Genomic DNA, 25,821 nt, shown 5'->3' on the forward strand with positions numbered 1-25,821 from the left:
TTTACAATTTTTCGTAAGTTATTCTATCCAACCTATTAAGAGTACCATTATTTGTACTTTTAGGTGTATGTGTTTATAAAAGTATAATAATAGAGATTCTATTATTTTTAATTGCAATTATCTCATTGGATATTCTATCAATGTCTCTTACAGAAAGCCTCTCTGCTTAAAAAGTTTTTCACTACTGTATAATACGCTTCTCCGTAACGAGTATAAGTGCGGTTACGTCTACGTTTATAATAATGAAAAGGAGTGATAACATGCTTGGAAAAAACATAGAAAATCAGCTAATAAATTTAATTCAAACTAAAATAAATCCAGATTCAGGATATTGTTCGGTTCATTTGCAAAGGGAACAAATCGCGATGATGCGATATCGACTTAGCTTATTTCAGCAATGAGCTGTTATCATTGTACGAACGTTTTTTGCTTACAGGCAAATGGCTGAAATAGCAGGGCGAGAAGTAGATTAAGTTGATCTATAACAAATTGATACAGTTTTTACGTTTCAACCACAAGGAATACCTATATATTCAAGATGAAAATGAATTTATGCGACAAAAAATGCGAGGATACAGTATATTGGCAACATTAAATAAGCAACGTGCAGGCATAATTGAAAGTATTAAAGAACGGGGAAGTGTTTTTAGCGATGAATAATGTATTTTATAGATTTTACGAAGGTAGTGTTACAACTTGAAGCATAACTATTTTAAGTTAAATGAAGATGATATTATAAGTATTCTAAAAGATTACTTACTTACTCAACTCGATTACAATCAATCTCAAGGAAATCTGGCATTAGTTCAATCTGAAAATAATGAGATTCAATTAATCGCAGCGTTTGGGGAAGCTAGCGATGACTCTATTCATAAATTAGATTTAAAAAATTTAGCGAGCACTATACCTTTAAATGGACCTATCTCAGCATTAATGGATGAATCTCAATTTAATTTAAACTCGCCTGAAGCAAAAACAGCACTTGAAAAATTTATAGAAAAACTAGAAAACGAAGGAATCTAACAGGATTCCTTCGTTTTCTTTATGGGCTGACTTTCTTATGATACGGTTCACCTTAATTAATGTAAGTGCGGTAAAAATATATTTAGCGTACTATTCTTAATTAGGCAGATATTTTAGATAGACGCTTTTCTTTATACACTAAACCTTGCGCTAATAAAGCCGCGCCAATCATTTGCATCACTATTTTCACAAACACTTGACCAACTATAGCTGCAGGGACGGCTACCCAAGGTATAAAGCCCGCACCAATCGGACTTAATCCTACAACTACAAAAATAACTGAATCTAACAAGCCTCCTACAATTCCACTATAAAACACGCGCCACGCCATCGGTAATTTTAAACGTGTATATATTTCTGTATCTGTCGTTTCTGCTACTAAAAATGACAACGCTGAAGCTGCAACGATGACCAATGTATCTCCTAATAAATAGGACACCACTGCTGATAATACTAACGCTAAGAAAATAAAGGCATATGTCTTTTTGCGGCCGTATTTATTTTGAACTATGTCGCGGAAAATAAATGTCGCACCAATAAAGAATGAACCCATCGGTACAATAAACATTCCAAATTCAAGTGGCATAAATCTCGCTGTTACGACATTTGCCGCAACAATTGATATTAAATAAAGTAAAACTCTACTCATAAAATCCTCCTATCTTAACGATTGTGCATAAGCTTCCATTCCTTGCAGACGAAGCTTACATGCCGGACACTCCCCGCATCCATCCGCTATTATTCCGTTGTAACATGTCAATGTTTTTTGACGTACAAAATCAAACGCACCTAGCTGATCCGCTAAAGCCCATGTCTCTGCTTTATTGATCCACATGAGTGGCGTATGTATAACAAATGATGTATCCATTGATAAATTTAATGTGACATTTAATGATTTTACAAAGGCATCGCGACAATCTGGATAGCCACTAAAATCGGTTTCGCATACACCTGTCACAATATGCTTAGCGCCAATTTGGCTTGCTAAAATCCCTGCGAATGATAAAAAAACTAAATTACGACCCGGTACAAATGTAGATGGGAGCTCGCCTTCCTCTCCTTCATTTATTTCGATATCGTCACGCGTTAAAGCATTCGGTGCTAACTGATTCAAAAGCGACATATTTAAAACATGATGTCGTACGTTCAATTCCTGTGCAATATGTTTAGCGCATTCGATTTCTAGTGCATGTCGTTGTCCATAATCAAAAGTTACTACTTCTACCTCTTTAAAGTTTTTTAAAGCCCAAAACAAACACGTTGTACTATCTTGTCCGCCACTAAATACAACAACGGCTTTTTCATGCTTCATTATTTTTCCCCTCTCTTTGCATGCAAAATTTATTGAATAAAGAAATTATCGATTATCAATTTTTTCAGGATATAAATCATGATTCATTAAACGATAGTTTGCTATTTCTTCATATTTCGTACCTGGACGACCGTAGTTACACCACGGATCGATTGAAATACCCCCACGTGGCGTAAACTTGCCCCATACTTCAATATAGCGAGGATCTAAAAGTTTAATCAAATCATTCATAATAATATTTACACAATCTTCGTGGAAATCACCGTGGTTTCGGAAACTAAATAAATATAATTTTAATGACTTACTTTCCACTATTTTTTTATCTGGAATATATGAAATATACATCGTTGCAAAATCCGGTTGCTGCGTAATCGGACAAAGACTTGTAAACTCTGGGCAATTAAATTTTACAAAATAATCACGGTTTACATGTAAATTGTCGACAGACTCTAATACTTCTGGTGCATATGCAAATGTGTAATTCACATTTTGATTCCCTAATAACGTTAAATCCTCTAATCCTTCTGTTTGGTGACGACCAGACATAAAAAAACCTCCTTAAGTTAATACCGTAGTATTCCAAGGAGGGCTAGCTGTAACGACTATAAACAAACTATTAGAGGCATAAAAAAAGCCACATCCGATATGGACATGGCGTAATATACATGTATCCATAGTTTTTTATAGAGGGTATCAGCTATGAACCTCTCCTGAACAACTCAGGTATTTCATTGTTTTTCATTTTATTATATATATTGTCATATGTAAATTAATATTTCTAAAATAATTTGAACTTACTTAAGATTCCCTATCATTTTACTGTCCTGAATTACACGCCTCTTTTATTTCCCCATATGAGAGTATGCAGCTGTGGAAGAACTTTAACATCGTTTAATTGTTCATCCATCATCACTTGATCAATGAGCATTTCATACTTTGCCAATAGATAGTTTGCTAATTGTCCTGTGTCTAAAGAGGTAATGTCATCATTTCCGACTTGTAAATAAAATGGGGTGTCTGGGTATCGTCGATGTACTTCTTTTGCATACTCATAATCCTCTTGATTAAACACGACGATTTTTAGCGACACGTGCTGATTCCCATTTTGAATTTTCAACTTCTCTAAAATATGGGACAGCATCAGAAAATCTGTTGTCATGCCTGAGCTAGGTGGCTTTGGTGAAATTGTTAATTCATCGATATCGTATAGCCAATCCTGCCACTTACTTCCTTGCGTCTCTACCCCAATTTTTATATTATTTTCTTTCAAAATCGCAGTCAGTGCACCTAGGTTGAAAAGAAGAGCTGGATTTCCTCCTGAAATGGTGACAAACGAAAACCTGTTTCCACCAAGACGTTTTAACTCCGCCCATATATCCTCCGCTGTCATTTGCTTGATTAAATGCTTGCCGCTGCCATCCCATGTAAATGATGAATCGCACCAAGAACAGGCATAGTCACATCCAGCTGTGCGTACAAACATCGTCTTCTGACCTATTACCATACCCTCACCTTGAACTGTAGGACCGAAGATCTCGATTACAGGGACTTTACTCAACTTCCATCCATTCCCTTCTTGCTTCAGCATAGCTCGTAGGCGTTTCATATAGCTTAACAAACTCTACACGTGCGCCATCATAACGTTGCTCCTTTTGCAAAGCTTCACTTAACCTTTCATAAATCCAAACAACGATATTTTCAGCTGTTGTATTCATCGGTGGTAGCGTTTCATTGATATAATGATGGTCCAAGTGCGTTTCGATTTGTTGCTTCCAAATTTCCTTAATATCCCCAAAATCAATCATCAATCCTCGATCATCCGTATAGCCGCTCAAGCCTAAAATTACACGATACGTATGTCCATGTAAATTTTTACACTTTCCCTCATAGTTATGTAAATGGTGCGCGGCGTCAAACGTAAACTCTTTACTCACAAGCACCCGTTTTGAATGATACTTTAATTGACTTTTTTTTATATCTACATCCATTTTTTGTAGCTTATCGACAATTCTAAAACCTGGCATACGTTAAAATCCCCTCCACATATAAATATAAAAAAACTCCCTCGTAAAATGTTTCCGACACTTTCCAAGAGAGGTTGCTATGAATCGTTCTATTAAAACATATGAATAAAACATAAAAAGCCATGTCCTATATGGACATGGCGAATTGTCATGTTTCCATAGTTTTTTATAGAGGGTATTAGCTATGAACCTCTCCCGTTTTACTTCGGGTGTTATTGTATAAGATTATAATATATAAGTTTCCGGAAGATTTCAAATGTAATTCCAATAAAACGGCACTTACTTATGATACCTTTGAAGATTTTTTAGGTAAATTAGATATTGGAAGGAGTTTTTAAATTGTCTAGTATTTACTCAACAGCTATTTTTTCTGGTATCGGATTAATAAGTAATTTTTATTATTCGCTACTTTATTAAGAAACAACGGACTCATAAGGACTTTTATATTGTAGTCATATCATGCGTTTTTTTCTCTATATTAACATTATATTTAATTGATATTCATTTAAAGTGAATCAATATCCTTAAAAATGTGCGAAATTAGTTTTAAGCCTTATACGCCTTGTCTAAAACTAATATAGGTTTAATAGTTGAACCGTTTTTAGAATCAGCAAATGCTTGTTCAATTTGATTAAAATCATAAAACTTCACTAATTTATCTACCGGGAATTGGCCATTTTTAAAGAATTGAACTAATTTTGGGATAATTAATTGTGGTACTGCGTCACCTTCAATAACCCCTTTTAAAGTTTTTGCAGGACCAACAATCTCAGTAAACACGTTTAAAGTTAAGTCACGTTTTCCAACAGCTACAGAAGCGATTTCACCTTTTACGCGTAATGAGCGAATGCCCGTTAATGTTACTTCTGGAACACCAGTAGTTTCTAATGCATAATGAGCACCTTTACCAGTGATTTCAATAATGCGTGCTGTTACATCTTCTTGCTTACTATTAATTGTGTGTGTTGCACCTAGCTCTTTTGCTAATTCAAGTCGACTATCATGAATGTCTACAGCAATGATTGGGTAGCATCCCGCAATTTTTGATGCCATCATACCTGCTAATCCTACAGCACCAGTACCGAAAACGACAAAGCTTGAACCTGGTTCTGGTGCAAGTGAATTTAATACAGTACCACTACCAGTCATAATACCGCAACCTAATGGTCCAAGAAAGCGTAGGTCAATATCTTTATCTACTTTAATTGCATTACCTTCAGCAACTGTGGCGTAAGTGGCGAATGAAGATTGTCCAAAGAATTGAGATACATCTTGATTGTTTTCTGTGTGAAGTGGCGTCTCACCGTGTTTATTTTTACCCCCGAAGTTTAGAGGAAGCATATTTTCACAGCCACCAGCGTTACCTTCTAAGCAGTTATCACAGTGACCGCAGTAAGTGAAACCAAGTACCACATGGTCTCCTGGTTGAACTGTCGTTACGTTTGCCCCAACTTTTTCTACAATTCCAGCACCCTCGTGGCCAAGTACCGCTGGGTAAGGAACAGGTGTAGATTTATCTAAAACAGTTGCATCCGTATGGCAAACACCCGTTGCAACGATTTTCACAAGTACTTCATCAGCTTTAGGCTCGTCTAAAATCAAAGTTTGTTGTTCGAAACTAGTAACATCCGTTGTTACCATTGCTTGAATTTTCATGTTAATACCTCCTAAAAGTTGAAATGAATAAGATTCTATCGGTATGATAGTATTACTCATTTAGAACTAATTATAGTTAGCGGAAAATTTGTATTCAATCATTATAAAAGTATTTTTGTATAGGTTTTCATCACCTAATCATAAGATGTATTGGTATTCAACATTATTATAAAAATGTCGATTTTGGAGGGTTGGTTGGTGGAAAAAAAAGAAGATCGTCGCATTGAAAGGACTAAGAATCAACTTAGGCAAACATTGAAAACACTTGTGGTAAAGAACGGTTATTCGAATGTACGTGTAAAGGATATTGTAGAAAATGCTAACTATAACCGAACAACCTTTTATGTGCATTACGATAGCAAGGATGAGCTTGCTGCAGAAATTATTGCGCTCGAAATGGAAAATTTCTTGTATGAATTTTGTAAGCCAGTTCGAGATAATCCATTATTAGATTTACGTAAAATGGATGCTTCAGGTACGGACGTATTTCATTATATCAAAGAGAATCGAAGCTTTTATGATTTACTTGTGCTTGAAAATACAATTCCAAATATTAATCAAACCTTATTAGCAGTATTACAAGATATATTCCAAAATCGGATGTATTTTTTAGGAGATCAAGCTTCTGAAATTAACGCACCTTACTTTATTAATTATCGCTCCTACGGTATATATGGATTTATTTTAGAATGGATTCGAAGTAGCTACGATGCAAAACCAGCCGAAATGGCAAGACGGATTATTAATCTATTACATTATCATTCCTCACTTATGACTCAACTAAGTGAGGAATGAGGTAATGGCGAATTGCTCATACAAGCCGTCGAGTGAAAAGCCAGTCGAAATAATTATGATAAACGCAAAAAGTGACCTCTTTGATCGTAAAAAAATATATAAATAACAAAGCACCTAGAACACTTGATTAGGAAGCGTCCTAGGTGCTATTTTTAAAAACCGCACTTACTTATGATAAGGTTCACCCTTAATAATTCTAAAACTGCGGTAAATTTGTTCTACTAGCACGAGTTTCATCAACTGGTGGGGTAGTGTCATTTTTCCGAAGCACAATTTTTCATCCGCGCGCTTAAGTACATCCGTATGCAATCCCAATGATCCGCCTATAACAAACGCCACTTTGCTTTTCCCGTAAGTCATTAGCGCCTCTAGGTCTGCGGCCATTTCTTCACTTGTTTTCATTTTACCGTCAAGAGCTAACGCGATGACATATGTACCGTCATTAATTTTAGCAAGGATACGGTCCCCTTCCTTACGTTTGACGATTTCCATATCAGCTTCACTTAACTGCTCAGGTGCTTTCTCATCCGGTACTTCTACTAAATCGATTTTTGCATAGCCGCCTAATCGCTTCACATATTCCTCAATGCCCATTTTTAAATATTTTTCTTTCAACTTACCAACCGAGATGATAGTAATATTCACAACTTATCCACCTTTACGTTCCATTTACAAACAAGTTATCCACAAAAGTTATGCACATATCCACAAATATAAACTATATATTGTGTAAAGTTATTTACTTGATACAACATATGTTGCTGGCTGTTCACAGTAGGAACAAGTTGTTGATAACTTTTCCCCTTCTGATAACAAATCCATCATCGGGAAATTTTCCGTTTCTGCCACGTGCATATCTAACGCATGATCTATATGGGTTTCACAGCTGTATGTCTCCATTTTTAAACCTTCTTTCTATTCTGAAATTTCCACAAACTTATTCACAATTTTTAAAATGTTATCCACAACCCATTGTAACAGACAAAAAACGAGTAGAAAAGACAAGCCTTTTTCTTCTCTACCCGTTGTGTACAATTTCATTCTTTAATTAAGTTATCCACATTTACAATTGTGCATTTTCTACTAACTCTAAATTAGCTTCTACTATTTTACCGTTGCGATATACTTTAATTTTCAACGTATCGCCTATAGATTTTTCATTATATAAATGTTTGCGAAGTTCAATTGCATTTTCAATTTTTTCTCCATCCATTTCTACAATGACATCATACTGCTGTAATCCTGCCTTATCCGCAGCTGAACCTCTTACAACTTGGGAAATGACAACACCATTCGTTACTTCTTCAGGTAATTTTAACGTTTGCTGTTGATAATAAGCCGGTACTTCCGCTAAATCAACTAAGGAAATTCCCATCGTTGGGCGTTGTACTTCTCCGTGCTTTTCAAGTTGTTCAATAATCGGAATTGCTGAATTGATTGGAATTGCAAATCCTAAGCCCTCAACTGAAGACTGGGCAATTTTCATAGAATTTATACCGATTAATTCACCTGCAATATTCACTAATGCGCCACCTGAGTTTCCTGAGTTGATTGCTGCATCAGTCTGTAATACTTCTGTAGACCAGTCTTCTGCACCATCCTCATTTAAGTCGACTGGCACCGAGCGGTCTTTCCCCGAAATTACACCTGTTGTTACAGAACCATAAAAATCTAAGCCCAATGGATTTCCGATCGCGATTACCGTTTCACCTTGTTTTAATACATCCGAATCTCCGAAGTTAGCTACTGTATCAATTCCTTCACTTGGTATTGAAAGTATTGCTAAGTCTGTCCAAATATCAGAACCGATAAGCTCTGCTTTTACTTTTTCGCCATCATCTAAAGTTACTTCAATTTGTTCTGCCCCATCTACAACATGGTGGTTCGTTACGATAAAGGCAAAGTTCCCTTCTTTTTTATAAACAACCCCTGAACCGCTACCTACCGCTTGAGCTTCTCCAGTACTTTGATTCCAGAAGTTTGGTGCTACATTTTGAATATTTGTAATCCCAACAACGGCACTCGATACTTTTTCAACCGCATTTGTTACATCTGTTGTCACCTCTGTTGCAGTTTGACTGATCGTTGAGTTTGGGGAATCATTTGTAACCGAGTTTACATCATTACCACCTGGTAGCTGATTTGCCAACGAGGGAAGCAGGAGCCATAATAATAAAGCACCAACGACAACACCGCTTAAGCCAGATAAAAAGTATCCGCCTTTATTGCCTCCTTTTTTTTCTTTTCTATTTTGCCGCTGTTTTTTTTCTTCTTCTTCTCTTTTTAAACGAGCCTCAAGCTCTGCAATACGATCATTTTGGGTTTCTTTCTTATCGTCTTCAGGATAGTATCCCATATCGCTCATCCTTCCTTTATTCTTCTTACTGATAGCATACACACTTAACATTAAAATTAGATGAAAATCACATAAAACCTAATTAAAAATTGTCACAAAAATAAAAAAGGTATGCTAAAAGTAGAAACTTTTAACACACCTATCTTTTACCCATATTTACTTCAATTATGCCTTGCTGCAATTAAACTGTCACAAGCTTTGTCGGCTCATTTGCATCGGTATCATGCAGATGCAGATATTCCCCTGCCATAATGCCGCAAGACTCCAATGTCTGTTCTACGCTCATCCGCGCCAAATCTTTCATATTGTTGTCTTTACTTAAATGCGCCAAATAAATTTGCGTCGGTTTTTCTGCAACAACATCAGCCATTGCCACTGCAGCATCCTCATTCGATACATGTCCTACATCGGATAATATACGGCGTTTAATACTCCAAGGGTATTTGCCCATTTGAAGCATACTCACATCGTGATTACTTTCAAATACGTAGGCATCTGCTGCTGAAATATATCCTTTCATCCGGTCGCTGACATAGCCTGTATCTGTAATGACCACAAGCTTCCGTCCGTTTTCATAGAATGTATAGAACATTGGTTCAGCAGCATCGTGAGACACGGCAAACGATTGAATATCCAGCCCTCCAAACGTTTTTACTGTTTCCATATCAAAGTCGAAACATAAATCTGTTGGAATTGTTCCTATGAGCCCGTCCATTGCTGTCCATGTTTTTGCATTTGCAAAGACCGGAATATTATATTTACGTGCAATGACACCAAGCCCTTTAATATGGTCACTATGCTCATGTGTTACTAAAATACCTGATAAATTTTTCATATCACGATCTATATTAGCAAACAGTTGCTCCATTTTCTTTCCGCTTAAGCCTGCATCAATCAAAAATGAATGTTCATCATTTTCTACGTAGACTGCGTTTCCTGTACTGCCACTTGCTAAAACGCTAAATCGCATTGTTAAAACTCCCTACTCTTCCAAATCCTCTGTCTGCTCGACAATTTCGGATAAGTCATTTTGGATCTCCACAATTCGTCCCTGTACCGCATTCACAAAATGTATTTCTTCTGTGTCATCAGCCAGCTTTACCCGTACTTCCCATGTCGGTGCAAATACTTGTGTTTGCGTTAATTGAACAATTGTAGAGTAGCCTAGATTCATTTCCGTAATCTGAGAATCCGGTTTTAATAAATTCTTTCCATATAAAATCTGCAATACTTGTCTTGCAGTTAATAGATTTTGCTGTTTATCTAACTTTTCATGCTTTTCCAGCATTGTTTGCTCATAAGAAACAATATGGTTTTCATCATCCCAGTAAAGTTTTACATAACCACGCACATTATAATACAGTGTTACGTCATTCACCTTCTGGAAAAATGTCGCTTCTTTTTTCTCTTTATCGATATCCCAAAGCACATAGGAATCACCTTCATATACATTGTTGTGGACAAAATCAGTATAGGAATCTCGGGTATCGCTTTTCTGAAGCTTTACAGGCTTGTCCATTGTCACAATCAGCTTATTGTTATTTTCTATCTTTGCGCTTTGATTCTTAAAATATGGCACCTCAGATGGAGAGAAATTTTTAATTTGTCCGGAATAATATGCTGCACTTTCCTTATTGTTCGGAAGGGCAATATACGTTATATTATCTTCCTTCAAACGTGCTTCAATTTCCATCGTTTCCCCTAAAACTTCTATTTTCTCTCCTTCTTTATAGCTTTCTAAATACTGCGTATATAAAAAGAGATTCAATACTAGAAAAACCCATATAAAAATAGTTTTCGTTCTACTCCAATCCAACTTCATCACCCCCTATTTCCTCGGGTGAAAGGCGTGTCCATACATTGTTTGTAACGGCAAACCATCTTGGCTCCAATACGAGGACCAAATCCGTATCCTGCTCTGATTCTTCAAGCGTTAATTCGTACCCAACAACGATTTCCTCTGTTTCATTAAATAATTTATTATCTTTTGTACGAAGCAACTCAACTATTTGTTCCCCTGATTCCAGATCCCTCTGTACCCTTTCAATATTAGTACCCATTGAATAATAAGGGCGGCGGTAACGGAAAATACGGTTTTCACCCCAAGTAGTTACGAGACGCGTTGTCGTAACTTTACTGTATACAGGAAGACCCTGTAAAAATAGCTGATATTCTGCAATATGCCTATCAATGTCCATAGAAGACAGGCGGTAATCCATTGTAAATCCACCATGATCATTTATAAAATTATAACTGTCAAACAATAATCTTGAGGAAGGAATCGATGCATTACTTTCTGCAGTCGGGTATACATAATTTATACTCCGGTTTTGGCTATCAACTGTCATTAACGATGTCCCATCAGTAAACCTTTCAGATTGGGAACTTTCAATATTCCGTTGTACGATTTTTAAATCGGTGAACAGAATTTTTTTAAATAGATCAGGTTTAATATCTACAGCTAAATATCTGTTCCTTGCTGACTGTATAGGATCTTTGGCCACATATAAAGAGCGTAAAGCATCCCGTTCAACTTCAACATATTGGCTATAATCATTTGCCGGTTCAATTACCTTCTCCATGAAATAATCCTTATCCGGTACGCTCGCATACGCTCTATATAACGATCGCTCTTCTGTGTTTAGGAAAAGCAACTGTAGCTGATCACTATTCTCTACATTTGACCAGTCTATAATAAGACGTGTAAAGCTTACATCTGGTATTTCATTATCACTAAATGACAAGAGATTAGAAAAAACGCGCAAAGGAATTTCTTCATTAAAAAACATTGTTATACGATTATTCGCCCGCAGCATTTCGTTCATTTTACTGTCTGAAAGATCACTGTTAATTAAATCCATCTCGTAAACTTGCCATGAACGTAAGTGGCTGTACAATCCTTTCAAAGGTGTTGAAGAGACTGTTCCGTAAAATTGCTCGTTTTGGCGATACAACAATCTGTATGGTTTTATTACTTCCTGTAAGTCCTTCGGTTTGCCGACAAGTACTTCCTCAATCTGGGTCTCCTTTACCGTTTCATATTCCGGTTTGTAATTCCAAATAAGAAGTGTGAACACAATGCTAAGTAAAACGAGGAATGCTAATAAAAGAGATTTTATTTGTTCAACATATTTCATTCCCAATCCCCCGCTTCATCCAATTCATATGGCAATGTGAAGAATATCGTAGTACCCTGGCCTTCCTCACTTTCTGCCCAAATTTTCCCGCCGTGTGCTTCAATCATTTCACGAGCAATTGCAAGACCTAAACCTGTTCCACCCATCGACCTTGCTCTTGCTCGGTCTACACGATAGAAGCGATCGAAAATTCGCGTCACATTTTCTTTCGGAATTCCCATACCATCATCTGAAATCATAACGCGAATCATATTATCATGAACGGTAAAACCAAAACGAATATTGCCGCCATCCGGAGAATATTTCAATGCATTTGAAATAATATTATCGATTACCTGTGTAAGCTTATCGGTATCAATATCAACAAAATAGCTCTTTTCTGGAAGCAAACGGACAAATTCTACATTCTGTGACTTCGACATTTCAAAACGGTCGATAATTTGCGTGAAAAACTTATTAAATTCAACAAACTCCAGATTCAGTTCATATTCCTGGCTGTCCATTTTTGATAATTGAAGCAAATCATTTACAAGGCGGATCATACGCTCTGTTTCAGTTTGCGTAACGTTTAAAAATGTCGGCGCTATATTTTCATCTTTCCATGCACCTTCTGCAAGTGCTTCTAAATAACTACGCATCGTCGTTAACGGCGTACGCAATTCATGGGAAACATTCGCAACAAATTCACGACGCTCCATATCAATTTTTTCCTGTTCGGTAATATCATGCAATACCGTAATCAGACCATTTACAAAACCTGTTTCCTTTTGAATTACAGAAAAGTTTGCACGTAACACATACGGTGCATCATTCATACTAAAATCAAGATTCACAGGATCTTTCATATGAATCAAGTCTTCAAAACTATACTCCTGGTCTAAGCGTAATACCGATGCAATCGGGCGGTTTAAAGTTGTTTCACGTGAATCATGAAGCAATTCCAATGCCGGATCATTAATCAATATAATTTTCCCTTTGCGGTCTGTGGCTATTACACCATCTGTCATGTTACTAAGTACACTTGCCAGCTTTCGGCGTTCAGCCTCTGTCGTAGATTGTGCTTCCTGCAGACGATTGGTCAAATGATTGAAGGCAATGGCTAACTGTCCTATTTCATCTGTTCCGTATACACGCACTTTTCTTGCATAATTTCCTTTTGACATTGCCTGCGCCTGTTTTCGCATATCGGAAATAGGGCGAGTAATGGTCCGCGCAACTAAAATTCCTAATATAATGGTAATAGCAAGCGATACTGCAATACCTGCCGCAAAAATCCGGTTAATTTCATTTAGTTGCTCGTATACCTTTTCAATATTCGATTGAACGTAAATAACGCCTTTCAAATCCTCTTTAGATCCTACATTATCCATAATAGGAACAGCTAATATCCATATGCGCTGTCCTGTATCCCGATCCAATGAAATCTTATCCAACAGTGTTTCGGAAGACGCGGCCTGTTGTATAATTTCTTCATTTATACGCTGACCAACAATTGTCTGGTCATCTTCGGAAGTAGCCAATATACGGTCGTGACGGTCCACTACATTGATTTTGTTAATATCTTCTGTAGAAAACCCCTGCAGAATGGGTTTTAAACTATCCTCTATCGTAGGAGGGGTATTTTCATCGCGCACTTTTAACATTTCTTCACGCACACTATAATGCACAAGCTCTATTCTTTGGCGAATCGAATCTTGAAAATTCGTTTTTAAATTCGTCTCCAGCTGCTTTGAAAAATAAATGCCTATAATTTGAAGGGCAATAATAATCAATAGGACATAAATCAATACAAGCTTTACATGGATGGACTTAAAAAAGCTCACTTTTTGCATGTATTTTACTCCTGTTCAGGGTTTCGTAAGTAATAGCCTACTCCTCGTCTCGTAACAATCCATAAAGGATGACTTGGATTATCTTCAATTTTTTCACGTAAACGGCGGATTGTTACGTCCACTGTTCGTACATCACCGAAATAATCGTAACCCCATACTGTTTGCAGCAAATGCTCACGCGTCATTACTTGACCAATATGTTTTGCTAAATAATGTAGTAATTCAAATTCGCGGTGTGTTAATTCAATTGACTCGTCACGCTTTAATACTAAATAGGCATCTGGCTGGATCGTTAAAGAGCCTACTACAATATCATTCGTTTCAGCCTGTGCTTCTTCTATTTGAGCTGGCACATTTAATCTGCGCATATTAGCTTTTACACGGGCGATTAATTCACGTGTACTGAACGGCTTTGTTACATAATCGTCAGCACCCATTTCCAGTCCTAGCACTTTATCGATTTCCGACCCTTTTGCCGTTAGCATAATAATTGGGAAATCATATTTTTTACGCACTTCACGACATACTTCCATACCGTCACGTTTAGGTAGCATAATATCCAGCAACATTAAATCAGGCTGTTCCTCTTCTACTCTTTGAAGCGCTTCGTCCCCATCGTATGCACAAATGACGCGATAACCTTCTTTTATTAAATTAAACTGCAGAATGTCTGCAATAGGTTTTTCATCGTCTACAACTAATATCGTTTTATCCATCATCTAATTCCTCTTTTCTCATAAATTCTCTATATAATTATGAAATGTTATCTTTATTTTTACTATAACTACTCTATCATGCTTTGCAATTTGGTGCATTATACAGCTATACTGCTATGATTATTTTCCGGGAAATATTCCACCCATATAAGAATAGTTTTTGAACTTTTTCCATTCAGGTAACTTGAGGACCATATTATAGAAAAAGCAGTCCAATTCTGTGTTGGACTGCTAAAAATTAATCTAAATATGATAATGGATTTACTTCTTTACCGTTTTTATGAACTTCGAAATGTAAATGTGTGCCTGTTGAACGTCCTGTTGAACCCATTTGTCCTAAAGCGGAACCTTGTTCTACTATTTGTCCAACCTGTACATCGATGCGAGATAGATGAGCATATAACGTTTCAAAACCGTTTTTATGGTTAATCACTACATAATTTCCGTATGTTGCATGTTTGCCTGCAGTTTTGACAACACCGTTATCTGAAGCTTTTATCGTATAGTTTGTTGGTCGGGCAATATCAATTCCGTAGTGGTAACGTCCCCAACGCTCTCCCATATTACTTGATATATAGCCTCCAACTGCCGGCCAAGCAAAAGTACCTGTTCCAACAGAAGGGATTACTTTAGTTCCGACAACGACAACACGGTCTTCCGGCTCTGCTACTACATCTGCCTCTGATTGTATTCTTTCCGTTCGGACACCATTCTCTTCAGTAATTAAGTAGGAAACTTCTTTTTTGCCCTTTTCGCCTTCCTGTTTAACTACTTTTTTACCTTTAAGCATCGTTTCATCTTCTTTGACGATTTTAGCAAAGTCGATTTCCTCTACTTTTTTCTTTTCATAAACTGCCTTTACTGTAACAAATGGCTTTTGTACAGTTACATTGACTTGTTCGCCAATTTGAAGGACAGTGTCTGCTTTAAGCGTAGGGTTGATTTTTAATAATTCTGCAGTTGTTAAATCATGTGCTTTTGCAATTGAACCTAACACATCTCCTGCTTTTACAGTGTATACTTCTTGCTCCAATGCACCCGTTTGTAAAAGTTGTACCGCTTTTTTGGCAGAAACAATATTTGCCGGCTCGGCTAACACTTCATCCCCTGTAATCGGAGTGGATAATGTAAGATCGACCAGGCGTGTTTCATCCTTTTGTAATTCGGGTACAGAACCTTTAGTTGCATTGTTTTGCAATTCTTTTAAATCGTTTTGTGTTACAAATTGAAGCTTTAATCCGTCAATTACAGCTTCAAGCTCTTCTCTATCCTTCACTGATGCAACGACTGTTTCCCCCACTTCTAGTGAGTAGGCTTTTGCCTGAACAGTTATTGCCTCTTGAAGGTTTTTTAATGTCTGCTCTTCATTAGCTTCGACTGTAAATACTTGTTCTGGTATAAGTGAGATATCAGCGCCTGCGTCAATTGTTAAGTCTTCATATTGCTCGCTTGCCTCTTGCTCTTTTTGTTCTACAATCTCATTTACTGTCGCTTCATCTGCAACGGAACCTACGTATGTATCAGCTACATAAACGTGGAAAACTTTAGCGAATTTTTCTTTATCTGTTTCATTCGCGAAACCTGTATTGAATGTCACTGTAGAAACAAGCAAGGCAAATAAGGTAGCCATTTTTAGTTTACTATTATGACGATTCATTAGACTTAGATTAGATTTTTTTAAGTCTACCTTGTTTCCTTTTGAACTCATGATAAAGCTCCTTTCGACTAGATCTGTTCTATAAAAATGATGTATTTTTAATAACTAGCAATGGCTAAAAACACACTTTGCTAATGTACCATATTTCTCATTTCAAATGAACCGGGTCAGTCTTTTTGTAATGTAATTGTATTATTTTCTAAAAGAATGTTACATTTTTAGTAGGTAAAATAGTCCATCACCCCTCCTTATATCCATTTATAGTTTTTCTTAGTAATAAAAAAAGCATATTAAAAGTCGGCTAGACTTTTAATACACTTCTATAACTTCAATAATCATTTCCAAATTTCATTTACGATATTTGTTTGCTCACGTGAAGGGCCGACTGAGAAAGTCATCAATGAAATACCTGTAAGCTCAACAATGCGCTGTACATATTTTTTCGCATTAGCAGGCAGCTCATCAAATGTCCGAACGTTTGTCACATCTTCTGACCAACCTGGAAGTTCTTCATAGACAGGTTTACACTGTTCAATGATTTCCAAGTTTGCCGGGTATTCTGTAATCTGTTCTCCGTTATACTCATAAGCTGTACAAATTTTAACCGTTTCAAGACCTGATAAAACATCAATAGAATTTAAAGCTAAATCCGTTATTCCCGAAACTCGGCGTGAATGACGAACAACAACCGTGTCAAACCATCCAACACGACGCGGGCGACCTGTTGTTGTACCATATTCACGGCCTACTTCCCGAATTTGCTGGCCAATTTCATCATGAAGTTCAGATGGAAATGGACCATCCCCAACACGGGATGTATATGCTTTACAAACACCAACAACACGTTCTACAGCTGTTGGACCAACACCTGATCCGATTGCTATACCGCCTGCAACTGGATTTGAAGAAGTTACATACGGATAGGTTCCTTGATCGACATCAAGCATAATCCCTTGTGCCCCCTCAAACAGCACCTTACCGCCTTCATCAATAACATCATTCAGCACTTTCGAAGTATCCGTTACATATTGGGCAATTTCTTGACCGTAAGCGTAGTATTCTTCGAATATATCATCAAACTGTAAGCCTTCCACTTCATAAAATTTAGTAAATAAGCGATTTTTTAAAGTTAAATTTGCGCGTAACTTTTTTTCAAATGTTTCTTTATCTAATAGGTCTGCTACACGGATCCCGATTCGGGCAACTTTATCTTGGTAGCATGGACCAATTCCTTTTGCTGTCGTTCCTATTTTTTCATCACCACGTGCCTGTTCCTCTGCAATATCCTGATAAATGTGGTATGGCAAAATAACATGTGCACGATTGGAAATTCTTAAATTCGATGTATCAATTCCTCTAGCTTGCAGTCCTTTTAATTCCGTTACAATTGACTTTGGATTAAGAACAACACCATTTCCTATAACCGAAAGTTTATCCGGATAAAAAATTCCTGAAGGGATTAAATGCAATTTATATGTCTCTCCACCGATTTTAATTGTGTGACCCGCGTTATCTCCACCAGCATAACGTGCGATTGCATCTGCTCTTTTTGAAAGGAAATCCGTAATTTTACCTTTCCCTTCATCTCCCCATTGCGTACCTACTACAACTACAGCTGTCATCTATGTGCACCTCCGACGAATGATTCACCTAATGACTAAAATTACGTATTAAGTATTTCATTCTTATTCATAAGAATTTACCTTTTAATTCCTTAATGATGAAACATGAACATTTTAACAATTTCAAATCATAAATGTCAACAAAAAACACGAACATCCACATTTAACTTATGTGGAACGTTCGTGTTTAAGTGTCATTCCTCTCGTGGAGGAGGGGTGAATTCTAAATTCAGGAACTTATTGTACTCTTTACGGAATGCTAAGCTTACCGTGCCTGTTGGGCCGTTACGCTGTTTTGCAATAATGATTTCGATTATATCTTTACTTTCCGATTCTTTATCGTAGTAATCATCACGGTATAAGAAGGCTACGATATCGGCATCCTGCTCGATCGAACCGGATTCACGCAAGTCACTCATCATCGGTCTTTTATCCTGACGCTGCTCTACACCACGCGACAGCTGTGAGAGGGCAATTATAGGTACCTTTAGTTCACGCGCTAAACCTTTTAAAGAGCGGGAAATTTCCGATACTTCCTGCTGACGGTTTTCCCCTGGTTTACCGCTACCTAAAATAAGCTGCAAGTAATCGATCATAATCATTCCTAAACCGTTTTCCTTAGCTAACCTTCGGCATTTGGCACGTATATCTGTCATGCGTACACCCGGAGAGTCATCGATGTAAATACCGGAATTTGATAAACTTCCCATAGCCATTGTCAGCTTGCTCCAGTCCTCTGTTTCTAAAGCACCTGTACGTAAGCGTTGTGCATCGATATTACCCTCTGCACATAACATACGCATGACAAGCTGGTCTGCACCCATTTCAAGAGAGAAAATCGCTACATTTTCACGGGCCTTTACAGCAACACTTTGGGCTACGTTTAAGGCAAAGGCTGTTTTCCCTACTGATGGACGGGCTGCCACAATAATTAAATCGTTGCGTTGGAAACCGGCCGTCATCTTGTCCAAATCACGGAAACCGGTAGGAATACCTGTCACATCCCCTTCACGTGACTGGAGCTGTTCAATATTATCAAATGTTTGAACGAGTACATCTTTTACGTGCTTAAAGTCGCCCGCATTTTTACGGTTCGAAACTTCAAGCATTTTCTTTTCGGCTTCTGCTAAAAGAATTTCTACCTCATCTTCGCGCGTATATCCGTCATCCGCAATTTTAGATGCAACGCGAATAAGGCGACGTAAAATCGCCTTTTCTTCTACTATCTTTGCATAATGTGCGATATTGGCAGCTGTCGGAACAGCACTCGCCAATTCCGTAATATAGCTTAATCCGCCGATATCCTCGAGCTCTTTTTTTGCTGATAATTCTTCCGTTACAGTGACAAGATCAATTGCTTTTCCCTGATCGCTCAAGTTCAGCATCGTTTGGAAAATCTTTTGGTGTGCAATATGATAAAAATCATCTGCTATAACAATTTCAGATGCTGTTATTAGAGCTTGTGGTTCAAGGAAAACGGCTCCAATGACCGATTGTTCCGCTTCACTATTATGCGGAGGAACACGGTCCATCATGGATTCGTTCATTGTTGTCGCTCCTTATTCTTCAATTACATGTACCTTTAAAGTAGCCTTTACATCTTGATGTAACTTCACTGGTACATTGGCATAACCTAATGAACGAAGTCCGTCATTACAATCCATTTTACGTTTATCTACTTTAAAACCATGTTTCTTTTGTAATGCATCTGCAATTTGTTTTGTAGATACTGAACCAAATAGGCGACCACCTTCACCTGATTTCGCTTTTACTTCTACTGTAATTGCTTCTAATTCCTCTTTTAAATCTTTTGCTGCCTGCAACTCTGCCGCCGCATTTTTCTCTTCTAAACGCTTTTGACCTTGCAGTTCGCTAATTGCCTGATTATTGGCTTCTTTTGCATAACCGTTTTTAATTAAAAAGTTACGTGCATAACCTTCTGCTACTTCTTTAATTTCACCTTTTTTTCCTTTACCTTTTACGTCTTTTAAAAATACTACTTTCATGATTCTTTACTCCCTTCGACTACTTCATTAATTGCTTCATATAAATATTTTTTAACCTCATCAATGGATTGTGCTTCCATTTGGGTAGCGGCATTTGTTAAATGGCCTCCACCGCCAAGCTTTTCCATGACAAGCTGGACATTTACTTCTCCTAATGAACGAGCACTAATGCCAATTAGTCCATCATTGCGATGAGCAATGACAAACGAGGCACCGACATCTTTCATTGTTAGTAAAATGTCTGCAGTTTGTGCGATTAATACGGAATCGTATACTTTTGAATCTTCACCATTTGCTACTGCAATTCCTGCAAACGGGAATTCTACAGTTTGAATAATTTTTGATCGTGCCACATATGTTTCTACATCTTCTTTTAACAGACGTTGAATCAGCACGGTATCAGCACCAAATGTACGTAAATATGAAGCGGCTTCAAATGTACGCGCACCTGTTCTTAATGTAAAACTTTTTGTATCCACAATAATACCAGACAATAATGCTGTCGCTTCAAGCGGCAATAACTTTTCATTTTGAGGCTGGTATTCCAGCAGCTCCGTAACGAGTTCTGCTGTAGAGGATGCATATGGCTCCATATATACTAATGTAGGATTATTGATAAATTCTTCCCCACGACGGTGATGGTCAATAACAACCACCTTATCCGTTCTGTTTAGTATCCGACTATCAATTACCATACTTGGCTTATGTGTATCGACAATAACTACAAGTGATTTTGGAGTTATTTTTGATAAAGCTTCGTCCGGTGTAATAAAGCGATCGTAAAAATCGGTTTTTTGTTCCAACTCGGTCATTAATCGGTCTACACTTCCGCGTACTTCATCAAAATTGACTACGACAAATCCTTCAATACCATTCATCGCAACCATTTTACGAACACCGACAGATGCTCCTATTGAATCCATGTCCGGATTTTTATGGCCCATTACGAAAACGCGGTCACTATCTTGAATTAAATCACTCAGTGCATGTGAGATTACACGGGCACGTACTCTTGTGCGCTTTTCAACAGGGTTTGTTTTACCTCCATAAAAGCGTATCTTACCATTGGACTGCTTAATGGCAACTTGGTCACCGCCACGGCCTAGAACTAGGTCAAGTCCCGACTGCGCTAATTGCCCAAGCTCCACAAGAGATTGAGAGCCTGCTCCAATACCGATACTTAATGTTAACGATAAATTTTTCTGCATCAATGTTCGTTCACGGATTACATCTAAAATTGAAAAGCGCTTCTGCTCAAGCTCAGATAAAATTGATTCATTTAACACAGCCATGTAACGGTCCGATGCGATTCTTTTAACAAAAATATCATATTGTGCTGCCCATTCATTTATAATCGATGTCATCATCGTATTCGTTACGCTTTTTGTCTGGTCATCCATGCCCGATGTAAGCTCATCATAATTATCGATAAATAGAATGGCGAGTACTGTCCGGTCCGCCATATATTGCTTTTCAATCTGAACTTGCTTTGTAATATCGAAGAAATAGAAAAGTTTCTCTTCTTCTTTATAATAAATATGATATTTCCGATCATTGATAGCAATGACCGTTTCATTTTTTTGATCTTGATTAACAAGTATAGACAGCTCTTCTGAAATCATTTCCAGTTCATATCCGACTAGCGATTCTTGCTGCAGGACGCGAAGCATAAACGGGTTTGCCCATTCCACCGTCATTTCATCATTCATTATCAGGATTCCGAATGGCATTTCCAGAAATGCCTCTTTTCCGACATCCTCCATCCGGTAAGAAAGTGTTTGGATATGCTTTTCGGTTTCTACATATGTTAATAATTCAACTTTTACCGTGTAGTAAGCAGCTACTGAATAAATAGCTATAAAGGCTATTCCCACCCATACATTCCACATCATAATAAGGATAGCTGCTACTGCACCAAGTAAAAATAATACTAATAGTGGATATCGAATTGGTCTTTTACGAAAAATCCCCATTCCCATCAGCTCCTCATTTCTGACTCTTTTCTTGAATGTAACTACGTGCATTAAAGCCTAAATCAACAATACCTACTAAAATTACAAATGAATAGAGAGGTATTGCTAAAATTGTACTTAAAACTTTTATAAACTTCGGATAGCCAAACGCATCAATGACAAAATGGATAAATGAGATACCTTGTATTGTTAATAATACCCACAATACCATTGAAATATTTAGCATGATAATAGCCAATGAAGAACCGGCTTCTGGACGAACGAATAAATTCACTGATAAAGCGATTAAGTAATACCATAATACCGAACGTGGCAAACGTAATTCACTAAACTTCGCAAAACTCGGTACGTCTACTTTTAAACGCTTTAAAATCGGTAAATTAACAGTAATAATAATAAATGTTAAAAGTAACATGCCAAATGTAATGGAAGCCGGTATTGTCATTTCCAACGTATTTAACATAGTATTCGCCAAATCCATTGTTTCTTTGGGCACAGGTTGTCCAGTCAGACTTTCCGTCATTTTAATCGATTCCATATAGCTCGTCTTCATGAGCGCAAGAGAATCCCGAATAAAATCTACTTCAAACAAACGCAATGAAATTAAATACTGAATCGCAAATGTGATCAGCAGTACAATACTCGTTGAGATAAACATAAATACTTTACTCTTTTTATGATAAATAGCATCCCCTATCGCTACACCTGCTGCTGCAAAGATTAATGAAGCGGGTAGTAATAGCAGTCCACCAATAAAAAAAGTAATAAATACAGCAATCACTGCGACTAAAAGCGATGACTTCCGATTATAGTTTGCGCTATACCAAATCATCGGTAATGGAGCAATAATCGCCGCTATAATATTCGCCAACGGAATATAAAATACGATTGCCATCAGCACAGTGAACAGAGCAATCATCATTGCACCTTGTGCCAGCTTTCTTGATTGATTATTTTGCATGGAGAACCTTCCTTATCTGTTGTTCGTAAGACTTTATAATGCAAGGACTATTCAAACTTTGCTATTACATTCGATCGGCTTTTCGACCAGTCTACTTTCAACTTTTCTCACCTTTCTATTGTACCATTTTTGCATGGTCAAACAAAATAACCGTTACGACAACCAAGAACGAATTAAACCAATCCATTATGACATTCCCTTTAACTTCTCCTCTACGTGTAAAAAATCTGCCTACATCTCAAGTTTTATAAGTGCACGTAAATACTGGCATATGACCAATATATAGGGTAAAACTCCATAGAATAGAGTGCAAAAGAAATCAATAGTATGTCATTATGATTATTTTAGTATAACTTAATATGGAGTATTTTTTGTTTGAATAACTATATTCTACGTATTAAATGCTATTTTCCTGTCTTTTATGTCCTTTATTTCGTTGACAATTTGTATTGTATAGCATATATTATGTAACCGGTAACACATTTTGTTTAGGGGGCGAATAGATGGTTAACATTAAAGATGTAGCAAAAGTTGCAAATCTTTCTGTAGCAACAGTATCACGCTACTTAAACCAAAATGGTTATGTCAGTAAAAAGTCATCAGAACGTATAGAACAGGCAATTCTTGAGCTGGATTATAAGCCAAGTAGTGTTGCACGTTCTTTAAGTAAAAAACAATCCAATATTATTGGTCTCATTGTTCCGGATATAAAAAATCCATATTTCCCAGAACTGGCGCGTGCTGTGGAAGACATGGCATGGTCTTATGGATATACGGTTGTTCTTTGTAATTCAGACGACCAGGTGGAAAAAGAATTGTTATATATAGAGCGCCTGTCACAAACATATGTTGCCGGCTTAATAGTAGCAACAAGCTTACTGGATCCTTCTGTTTATATGTCCATCAGTACACCAATCGTTGCACTTGACCGAATAATCGATGTAACTGTTCCAACTGTAGCAACCGATAACGAAAAAGGAGCCCGGATTGGGGCGGAGTACTTACTTACGAATGGAGCAGGAAATTTACTATGTATACGTGGTCCGCAAGGTTTAAAAACTGCGGATGATCGCCTTACAGGATTTCTTAAAGCAACGGATAAACGAGGACTAGAGCCAATTGTTATAACAACATCATTTGATTTTAAAGTTGCTGCTGAAGCGATTGAACAGACTTTAGCTGTAAATCCTAAGATTGACGGTATTTTTGCAAGCAGTGATACATTAGCCATTGCTGCACTTCATATTGCGCATAAGCTTGGAAAGCGCGTACCCGAAGAACTGCAAATTGTAGGCTTTGATGGAATTGCACTCGGTGAAATGGTATCACCCCCATTAACAACGGTCGGCCAGGATCTGTACAAAATGGGTGCTGCAGCCGCAACAATGTTAATTGAACAGATTGAAGGCAAAGAAATAATACAAACGGTATTAAATATAAATCCACAACTAATTGTGCGAGGGACGACAAGAAAGGAAGCTGCAAAATGATTACGGTAATAGGAAGCATCAATATGGACTTAGTCGTTCAAATGGATGTATTCCCCAAAAAAGGGGAAACTGTTTTAGGAAGCATATTTACAACGGTTCCAGGCGGTAAAGGTGCGAATCAGGCAGTAGCTGCTGCACGCTTAGGTAGCCAAGTTAAAATGTTAGGTGCTGTTGGCACGGACAGCTTCGGTACGGAGCTGCGTGCGAATCTGAATGAAGAAAATATAGATACAAGCTTAGTTATAAATACAAATGGTGCTACAGGCATTGCAAATATTCTACTCCACGAATCGGACAATCGTATTGTCGTTGTACCAGGCGCCAACTCTAAAGTAACACCTGAAGAAATTGCATCAGCAAAAAAAGTTATTGAAAACAGTCAGTTAGTAGTAATGCAGCTTGAAATTCCAGTAGAAACGATTGAGTACAGCTTAAAGCTATGTAAAGAGCTTCAAGTACCGGTGCTATTCAACCCTGCCCCGGCAGCAAACTTCGACATTGAGTGGATGCCGTATATTAAATACTTAACACCAAACGAAACTGAATGTGCTTTACTTTTCGGAGCCGATGTTGAAGCAGCAGTAGAAAAATACCCAAATCAGTTAATAGTAACATTAGGTGAAGATGGTGCGCGCTACTTCGATGGAACAAAACATGTTCATGTAAAAGGATATAAAACAACAGCTATTGATACAACAGGTGCCGGTGATACATTTAACGGTGCATTTGCACATGCCATTACAAAAGGTCAGTCGATTGAAGAAGCAGTATTTTTTGCGAATATAGCGGCGTCATTATCCGTTGAAAAATTTGGAGCCCAAGGTGGTATGCCAAAATTAGAGGAAGTAATTGCTCGAAAGGAAGGCGCAAAATGAAAAAACAGGGCATTTTAAATCGCGAATTAGCCGGCATATTTGCTCGTTTAGGTCATACAGACAAAATTGTTATTGCCGATTGCGGCCTACCGATTCCGGACGGCGTTACATGTATCGATTTATCATACAAACTGGGGGAACCAGGATTTATGACTATTTTAGAAGTTGTTCTAGAAGATTTTAAAGTAGAACATAGTTACTTAGCTGAAGAAATCATAACTGCAAACGAAACAATTCATTCATCTTTATTGAAAATTGTGGAACCGGTTACATATATACCCCACGAACAATTTAAAAAGATGTCGAGCGAAGCAAAAGTTATTATTCGTACAGGTGAAATGACACCATACGCCAATATCATGCTACAAAGCGGCGTAATTTTCTAA

General features: G+C 37.4%; 25 protein-coding genes and 2 riboswitches. Of the genes, 5 read left to right on the forward strand and 20 right to left on the reverse strand.

Annotation, left to right across the window (positions count from 1 at the left end; all coding sequences use genetic code 11):
* The first annotated feature begins 696 nt into the window (after nt 1-696).
* Nucleotides 697-1,023 carry a hypothetical protein gene (locus ABS917_RS09175; RefSeq protein WP_350478690.1) on the forward strand — a complete coding sequence of 109 codons (327 nt, stop codon included), beginning with the start codon at nt 697-699 and terminating at the stop codon, nt 1,021-1,023.
* Nucleotides 1,024-1,123: 100 nt separating this feature from the next.
* On the opposite strand, the gene ABS917_RS09180 is transcribed toward ABS917_RS09175, so the two are convergent.
* From ABS917_RS09180 to ABS917_RS09205, 6 genes are all read right to left on the reverse strand, one after another.
* A complete protein-coding gene (locus tag ABS917_RS09180; RefSeq protein ID WP_350478691.1) occupies nt 1,124-1,672 on the reverse strand; it encodes a VUT family protein in 549 nt (182 codons plus the stop codon).
* A gap of 9 nt (nt 1,673-1,681) precedes the next feature.
* Nucleotides 1,682-2,335, reverse strand: coding sequence for a 7-cyano-7-deazaguanine synthase QueC (gene queC / locus ABS917_RS09185; RefSeq protein ID WP_350478692.1), 654 nt, complete (start codon nt 2,333-2,335; stop codon nt 1,682-1,684).
* A gap of 45 nt (nt 2,336-2,380) precedes the next feature.
* Nucleotides 2,381-2,881 (reverse strand): preQ(1) synthase, encoded by a 501-nt coding sequence (queF, locus tag ABS917_RS09190; protein ID WP_350478693.1) that lies wholly within the window; start codon nt 2,879-2,881, stop codon nt 2,381-2,383.
* A 121-nt stretch (nt 2,882-3,002) separates the two neighbouring features.
* Nucleotides 3,003-3,049, reverse strand: a riboswitch (PreQ1 riboswitch).
* A 115-nt stretch (nt 3,050-3,164) separates the two neighbouring features.
* On the reverse strand, nt 3,165-3,893 hold the full coding sequence (gene queE / locus ABS917_RS09195; RefSeq protein WP_350478734.1) for a 7-carboxy-7-deazaguanine synthase QueE: 729 nt from the start codon (nt 3,891-3,893) through the stop codon (nt 3,165-3,167).
* Nucleotides 3,886-4,359: a 6-carboxytetrahydropterin synthase QueD gene (queD, locus tag ABS917_RS09200; RefSeq protein WP_350478694.1), complete on the reverse strand. Its 474-nt coding sequence runs from the start codon at nt 4,357-4,359 to the stop codon at nt 3,886-3,888. The genes queE and queD overlap by 8 nt, the downstream gene beginning before the upstream one ends.
* A gap of 152 nt (nt 4,360-4,511) precedes the next feature.
* A riboswitch (PreQ1 riboswitch) is annotated at nt 4,512-4,558 on the reverse strand.
* 347 nt (nt 4,559-4,905) lie between these two features.
* A complete protein-coding gene (locus ABS917_RS09205; protein ID WP_350478695.1) occupies nt 4,906-6,015 on the reverse strand; it encodes an NAD(P)-dependent alcohol dehydrogenase in 1,110 nt (369 codons plus the stop codon).
* Nucleotides 6,016-6,213: 198 nt separating this feature from the next.
* On the opposite strand from ABS917_RS09205, the gene ABS917_RS09210 reads away from it, so the two are divergent.
* Entirely contained in the window at nt 6,214-6,810 is a 597-nt protein-coding gene (locus ABS917_RS09210; protein ID WP_350478696.1) for a TetR/AcrR family transcriptional regulator, read from the forward strand.
* 165 nt (nt 6,811-6,975) lie between these two features.
* On the opposite strand, the gene rlmH is transcribed toward ABS917_RS09210, so the two are convergent.
* The 14 genes from rlmH to ABS917_RS09280 form a co-directional block, all read right to left on the reverse strand.
* The gene (gene rlmH / locus ABS917_RS09215) at nt 6,976-7,455 is read right to left on the reverse strand and encodes a 23S rRNA (pseudouridine(1915)-N(3))-methyltransferase RlmH (protein WP_350478697.1); all 480 of its coding nucleotides are present in this window, start codon (nt 7,453-7,455) and stop codon (nt 6,976-6,978) included.
* Between the two features lie 90 nt (nt 7,456-7,545).
* Nucleotides 7,546-7,710 (reverse strand): CxxH/CxxC protein, encoded by a 165-nt coding sequence (locus ABS917_RS09220; RefSeq protein WP_350478698.1) that lies wholly within the window; start codon nt 7,708-7,710, stop codon nt 7,546-7,548.
* A gap of 163 nt (nt 7,711-7,873) precedes the next feature.
* Nucleotides 7,874-9,166 (reverse strand): S1C family serine protease, encoded by a 1,293-nt coding sequence (locus ABS917_RS09225; RefSeq protein ID WP_350478699.1) that lies wholly within the window; start codon nt 9,164-9,166, stop codon nt 7,874-7,876.
* Nucleotides 9,167-9,347: 181 nt separating this feature from the next.
* On the reverse strand, nt 9,348-10,136 hold the full coding sequence (locus ABS917_RS09230; protein ID WP_350478700.1) for an MBL fold metallo-hydrolase: 789 nt from the start codon (nt 10,134-10,136) through the stop codon (nt 9,348-9,350).
* A gap of 12 nt (nt 10,137-10,148) precedes the next feature.
* Nucleotides 10,149-10,982 carry a two-component system regulatory protein YycI gene (locus ABS917_RS09235; RefSeq protein WP_350478701.1) on the reverse strand — a complete coding sequence of 278 codons (834 nt, stop codon included), beginning with the start codon at nt 10,980-10,982 and terminating at the stop codon, nt 10,149-10,151.
* Complete coding sequence (locus ABS917_RS09240) at nt 10,969-12,303, reverse strand: YycH family regulatory protein (RefSeq protein WP_350478703.1); 1,335 nt, start codon at nt 12,301-12,303, stop codon at nt 10,969-10,971. Before ABS917_RS09240 ends, ABS917_RS09235 begins: the two co-directional genes overlap by 14 nt.
* On the reverse strand, nt 12,300-14,135 hold the full coding sequence (gene walK, locus ABS917_RS09245; RefSeq protein ID WP_350478704.1) for a cell wall metabolism sensor histidine kinase WalK: 1,836 nt from the start codon (nt 14,133-14,135) through the stop codon (nt 12,300-12,302). Before walK ends, ABS917_RS09240 begins: the two co-directional genes overlap by 4 nt.
* 5 nt (nt 14,136-14,140) lie before the next feature.
* Entirely contained in the window at nt 14,141-14,851 is a 711-nt protein-coding gene (yycF, locus tag ABS917_RS09250) for a response regulator YycF (RefSeq protein WP_008408338.1), read from the reverse strand.
* A 238-nt stretch (nt 14,852-15,089) separates the two neighbouring features.
* Nucleotides 15,090-16,559 (reverse strand): peptidoglycan DD-metalloendopeptidase family protein, encoded by a 1,470-nt coding sequence (locus tag ABS917_RS09255; protein WP_350478705.1) that lies wholly within the window; start codon nt 16,557-16,559, stop codon nt 15,090-15,092.
* A gap of 284 nt (nt 16,560-16,843) precedes the next feature.
* Nucleotides 16,844-18,130, reverse strand: a complete 1,287-nt coding sequence (locus ABS917_RS09260) for an adenylosuccinate synthase (RefSeq protein ID WP_350478706.1) — start codon at nt 18,128-18,130, stop codon at nt 16,844-16,846.
* A 194-nt stretch (nt 18,131-18,324) separates the two neighbouring features.
* Nucleotides 18,325-19,677 (reverse strand): replicative DNA helicase, encoded by a 1,353-nt coding sequence (gene dnaB, locus ABS917_RS09265; RefSeq protein ID WP_008408341.1) that lies wholly within the window; start codon nt 19,675-19,677, stop codon nt 18,325-18,327.
* 12 nt (nt 19,678-19,689) lie between these two features.
* Nucleotides 19,690-20,136: a 50S ribosomal protein L9 gene (rplI, locus tag ABS917_RS09270; RefSeq protein WP_350478707.1), complete on the reverse strand. Its 447-nt coding sequence runs from the start codon at nt 20,134-20,136 to the stop codon at nt 19,690-19,692.
* Nucleotides 20,133-22,109 carry a DHH family phosphoesterase gene (locus tag ABS917_RS09275; protein WP_350478708.1) on the reverse strand — a complete coding sequence of 659 codons (1,977 nt, stop codon included), beginning with the start codon at nt 22,107-22,109 and terminating at the stop codon, nt 20,133-20,135. The genes rplI and ABS917_RS09275 overlap by 4 nt, the downstream gene beginning before the upstream one ends.
* Nucleotides 22,110-22,122: 13 nt before the next feature.
* Nucleotides 22,123-23,070, reverse strand: a complete 948-nt coding sequence (locus ABS917_RS09280; RefSeq protein WP_350478709.1) for a YybS family protein — start codon at nt 23,068-23,070, stop codon at nt 22,123-22,125.
* A 503-nt stretch (nt 23,071-23,573) separates the two neighbouring features.
* Here ABS917_RS09280 and ABS917_RS09285 point away from each other — a divergent pair.
* From ABS917_RS09285 to rbsD, 3 genes are read left to right on the forward strand one after another with little or no spacing between them, the layout of a single operon-like run.
* Nucleotides 23,574-24,560 carry a LacI family DNA-binding transcriptional regulator gene (locus tag ABS917_RS09285; RefSeq protein WP_350478710.1) on the forward strand — a complete coding sequence of 329 codons (987 nt, stop codon included), beginning with the start codon at nt 23,574-23,576 and terminating at the stop codon, nt 24,558-24,560.
* Nucleotides 24,557-25,435 carry a ribokinase gene (gene rbsK, locus ABS917_RS09290; protein WP_350478711.1) on the forward strand — a complete coding sequence of 293 codons (879 nt, stop codon included), beginning with the start codon at nt 24,557-24,559 and terminating at the stop codon, nt 25,433-25,435. The genes ABS917_RS09285 and rbsK overlap by 4 nt, the downstream gene beginning before the upstream one ends.
* Nucleotides 25,432-25,821 (forward strand): D-ribose pyranase, encoded by a 390-nt coding sequence (rbsD, locus tag ABS917_RS09295; protein ID WP_350478712.1) that lies wholly within the window; start codon nt 25,432-25,434, stop codon nt 25,819-25,821. The genes rbsK and rbsD overlap by 4 nt, the downstream gene beginning before the upstream one ends.

It is taken from the genome of Solibacillus sp. (genome assembly GCF_040273735.1).
In the GTDB taxonomy this organism is placed as follows: Bacteria; Bacillota; Bacilli; order Bacillales_A; family Planococcaceae; genus Solibacillus.

Excerpts from the sequence above, each read along its gene's own strand:
- yycF (WP_008408338.1), bottom strand. The coding sequence starts at position 14,851 with ATGGATAAAACGATATTAGTTGTAGACGATGAAAAACCTATTGCAGAC.
- rbsD (WP_350478712.1), top strand. The coding sequence starts at position 25,432 with ATGAAAAAACAGGGCATTTTAAATCGCGAATTAGCCGGCATATTTGCT.
- rbsK (WP_350478711.1), top strand. The coding sequence starts at position 24,557 with ATGATTACGGTAATAGGAAGCATCAATATGGACTTAGTCGTTCAAATG.
- walK (WP_350478704.1), bottom strand. The coding sequence starts at position 14,135 with ATGCAAAAAGTGAGCTTTTTTAAGTCCATCCATGTAAAGCTTGTATTG.
- queF (WP_350478693.1), bottom strand. The coding sequence starts at position 2,881 with ATGTCTGGTCGTCACCAAACAGAAGGATTAGAGGATTTAACGTTATTA.
- ABS917_RS09280 (WP_350478709.1), bottom strand. The coding sequence starts at position 23,070 with ATGCAAAATAATCAATCAAGAAAGCTGGCACAAGGTGCAATGATGATT.
- ABS917_RS09240 (WP_350478703.1), bottom strand. The coding sequence starts at position 12,303 with ATGAAATATGTTGAACAAATAAAATCTCTTTTATTAGCATTCCTCGTT.
- queC (WP_350478692.1), bottom strand. The coding sequence starts at position 2,335 with ATGAAGCATGAAAAAGCCGTTGTTGTATTTAGTGGCGGACAAGATAGT.
- ABS917_RS09275 (WP_350478708.1), bottom strand. The coding sequence starts at position 22,109 with ATGGGGATTTTTCGTAAAAGACCAATTCGATATCCACTATTAGTATTA.
- ABS917_RS09225 (WP_350478699.1), bottom strand. The coding sequence starts at position 9,166 with ATGGGATACTATCCTGAAGACGATAAGAAAGAAACCCAAAATGATCGT.
- ABS917_RS09180 (WP_350478691.1), bottom strand. The coding sequence starts at position 1,672 with ATGAGTAGAGTTTTACTTTATTTAATATCAATTGTTGCGGCAAATGTC.
- ABS917_RS09220 (WP_350478698.1), bottom strand. The coding sequence starts at position 7,710 with ATGGAGACATACAGCTGTGAAACCCATATAGATCATGCGTTAGATATG.
- queD (WP_350478694.1), bottom strand. The coding sequence starts at position 4,359 with ATGCCAGGTTTTAGAATTGTCGATAAGCTACAAAAAATGGATGTAGAT.
- ABS917_RS09255 (WP_350478705.1), bottom strand. The coding sequence starts at position 16,559 with ATGAGTTCAAAAGGAAACAAGGTAGACTTAAAAAAATCTAATCTAAGT.
- dnaB (WP_008408341.1), bottom strand. The coding sequence starts at position 19,677 with ATGAACGAATCCATGATGGACCGTGTTCCTCCGCATAATAGTGAAGCG.
- ABS917_RS09260 (WP_350478706.1), bottom strand. The coding sequence starts at position 18,130 with ATGACAGCTGTAGTTGTAGTAGGTACGCAATGGGGAGATGAAGGGAAA.
- ABS917_RS09230 (WP_350478700.1), bottom strand. The coding sequence starts at position 10,136 with ATGCGATTTAGCGTTTTAGCAAGTGGCAGTACAGGAAACGCAGTCTAC.
- ABS917_RS09285 (WP_350478710.1), top strand. The coding sequence starts at position 23,574 with ATGGTTAACATTAAAGATGTAGCAAAAGTTGCAAATCTTTCTGTAGCA.
- rplI (WP_350478707.1), bottom strand. The coding sequence starts at position 20,136 with ATGAAAGTAGTATTTTTAAAAGACGTAAAAGGTAAAGGAAAAAAAGGT.
- ABS917_RS09205 (WP_350478695.1), bottom strand. The coding sequence starts at position 6,015 with ATGAAAATTCAAGCAATGGTAACAACGGATGTTACTAGTTTCGAACAA.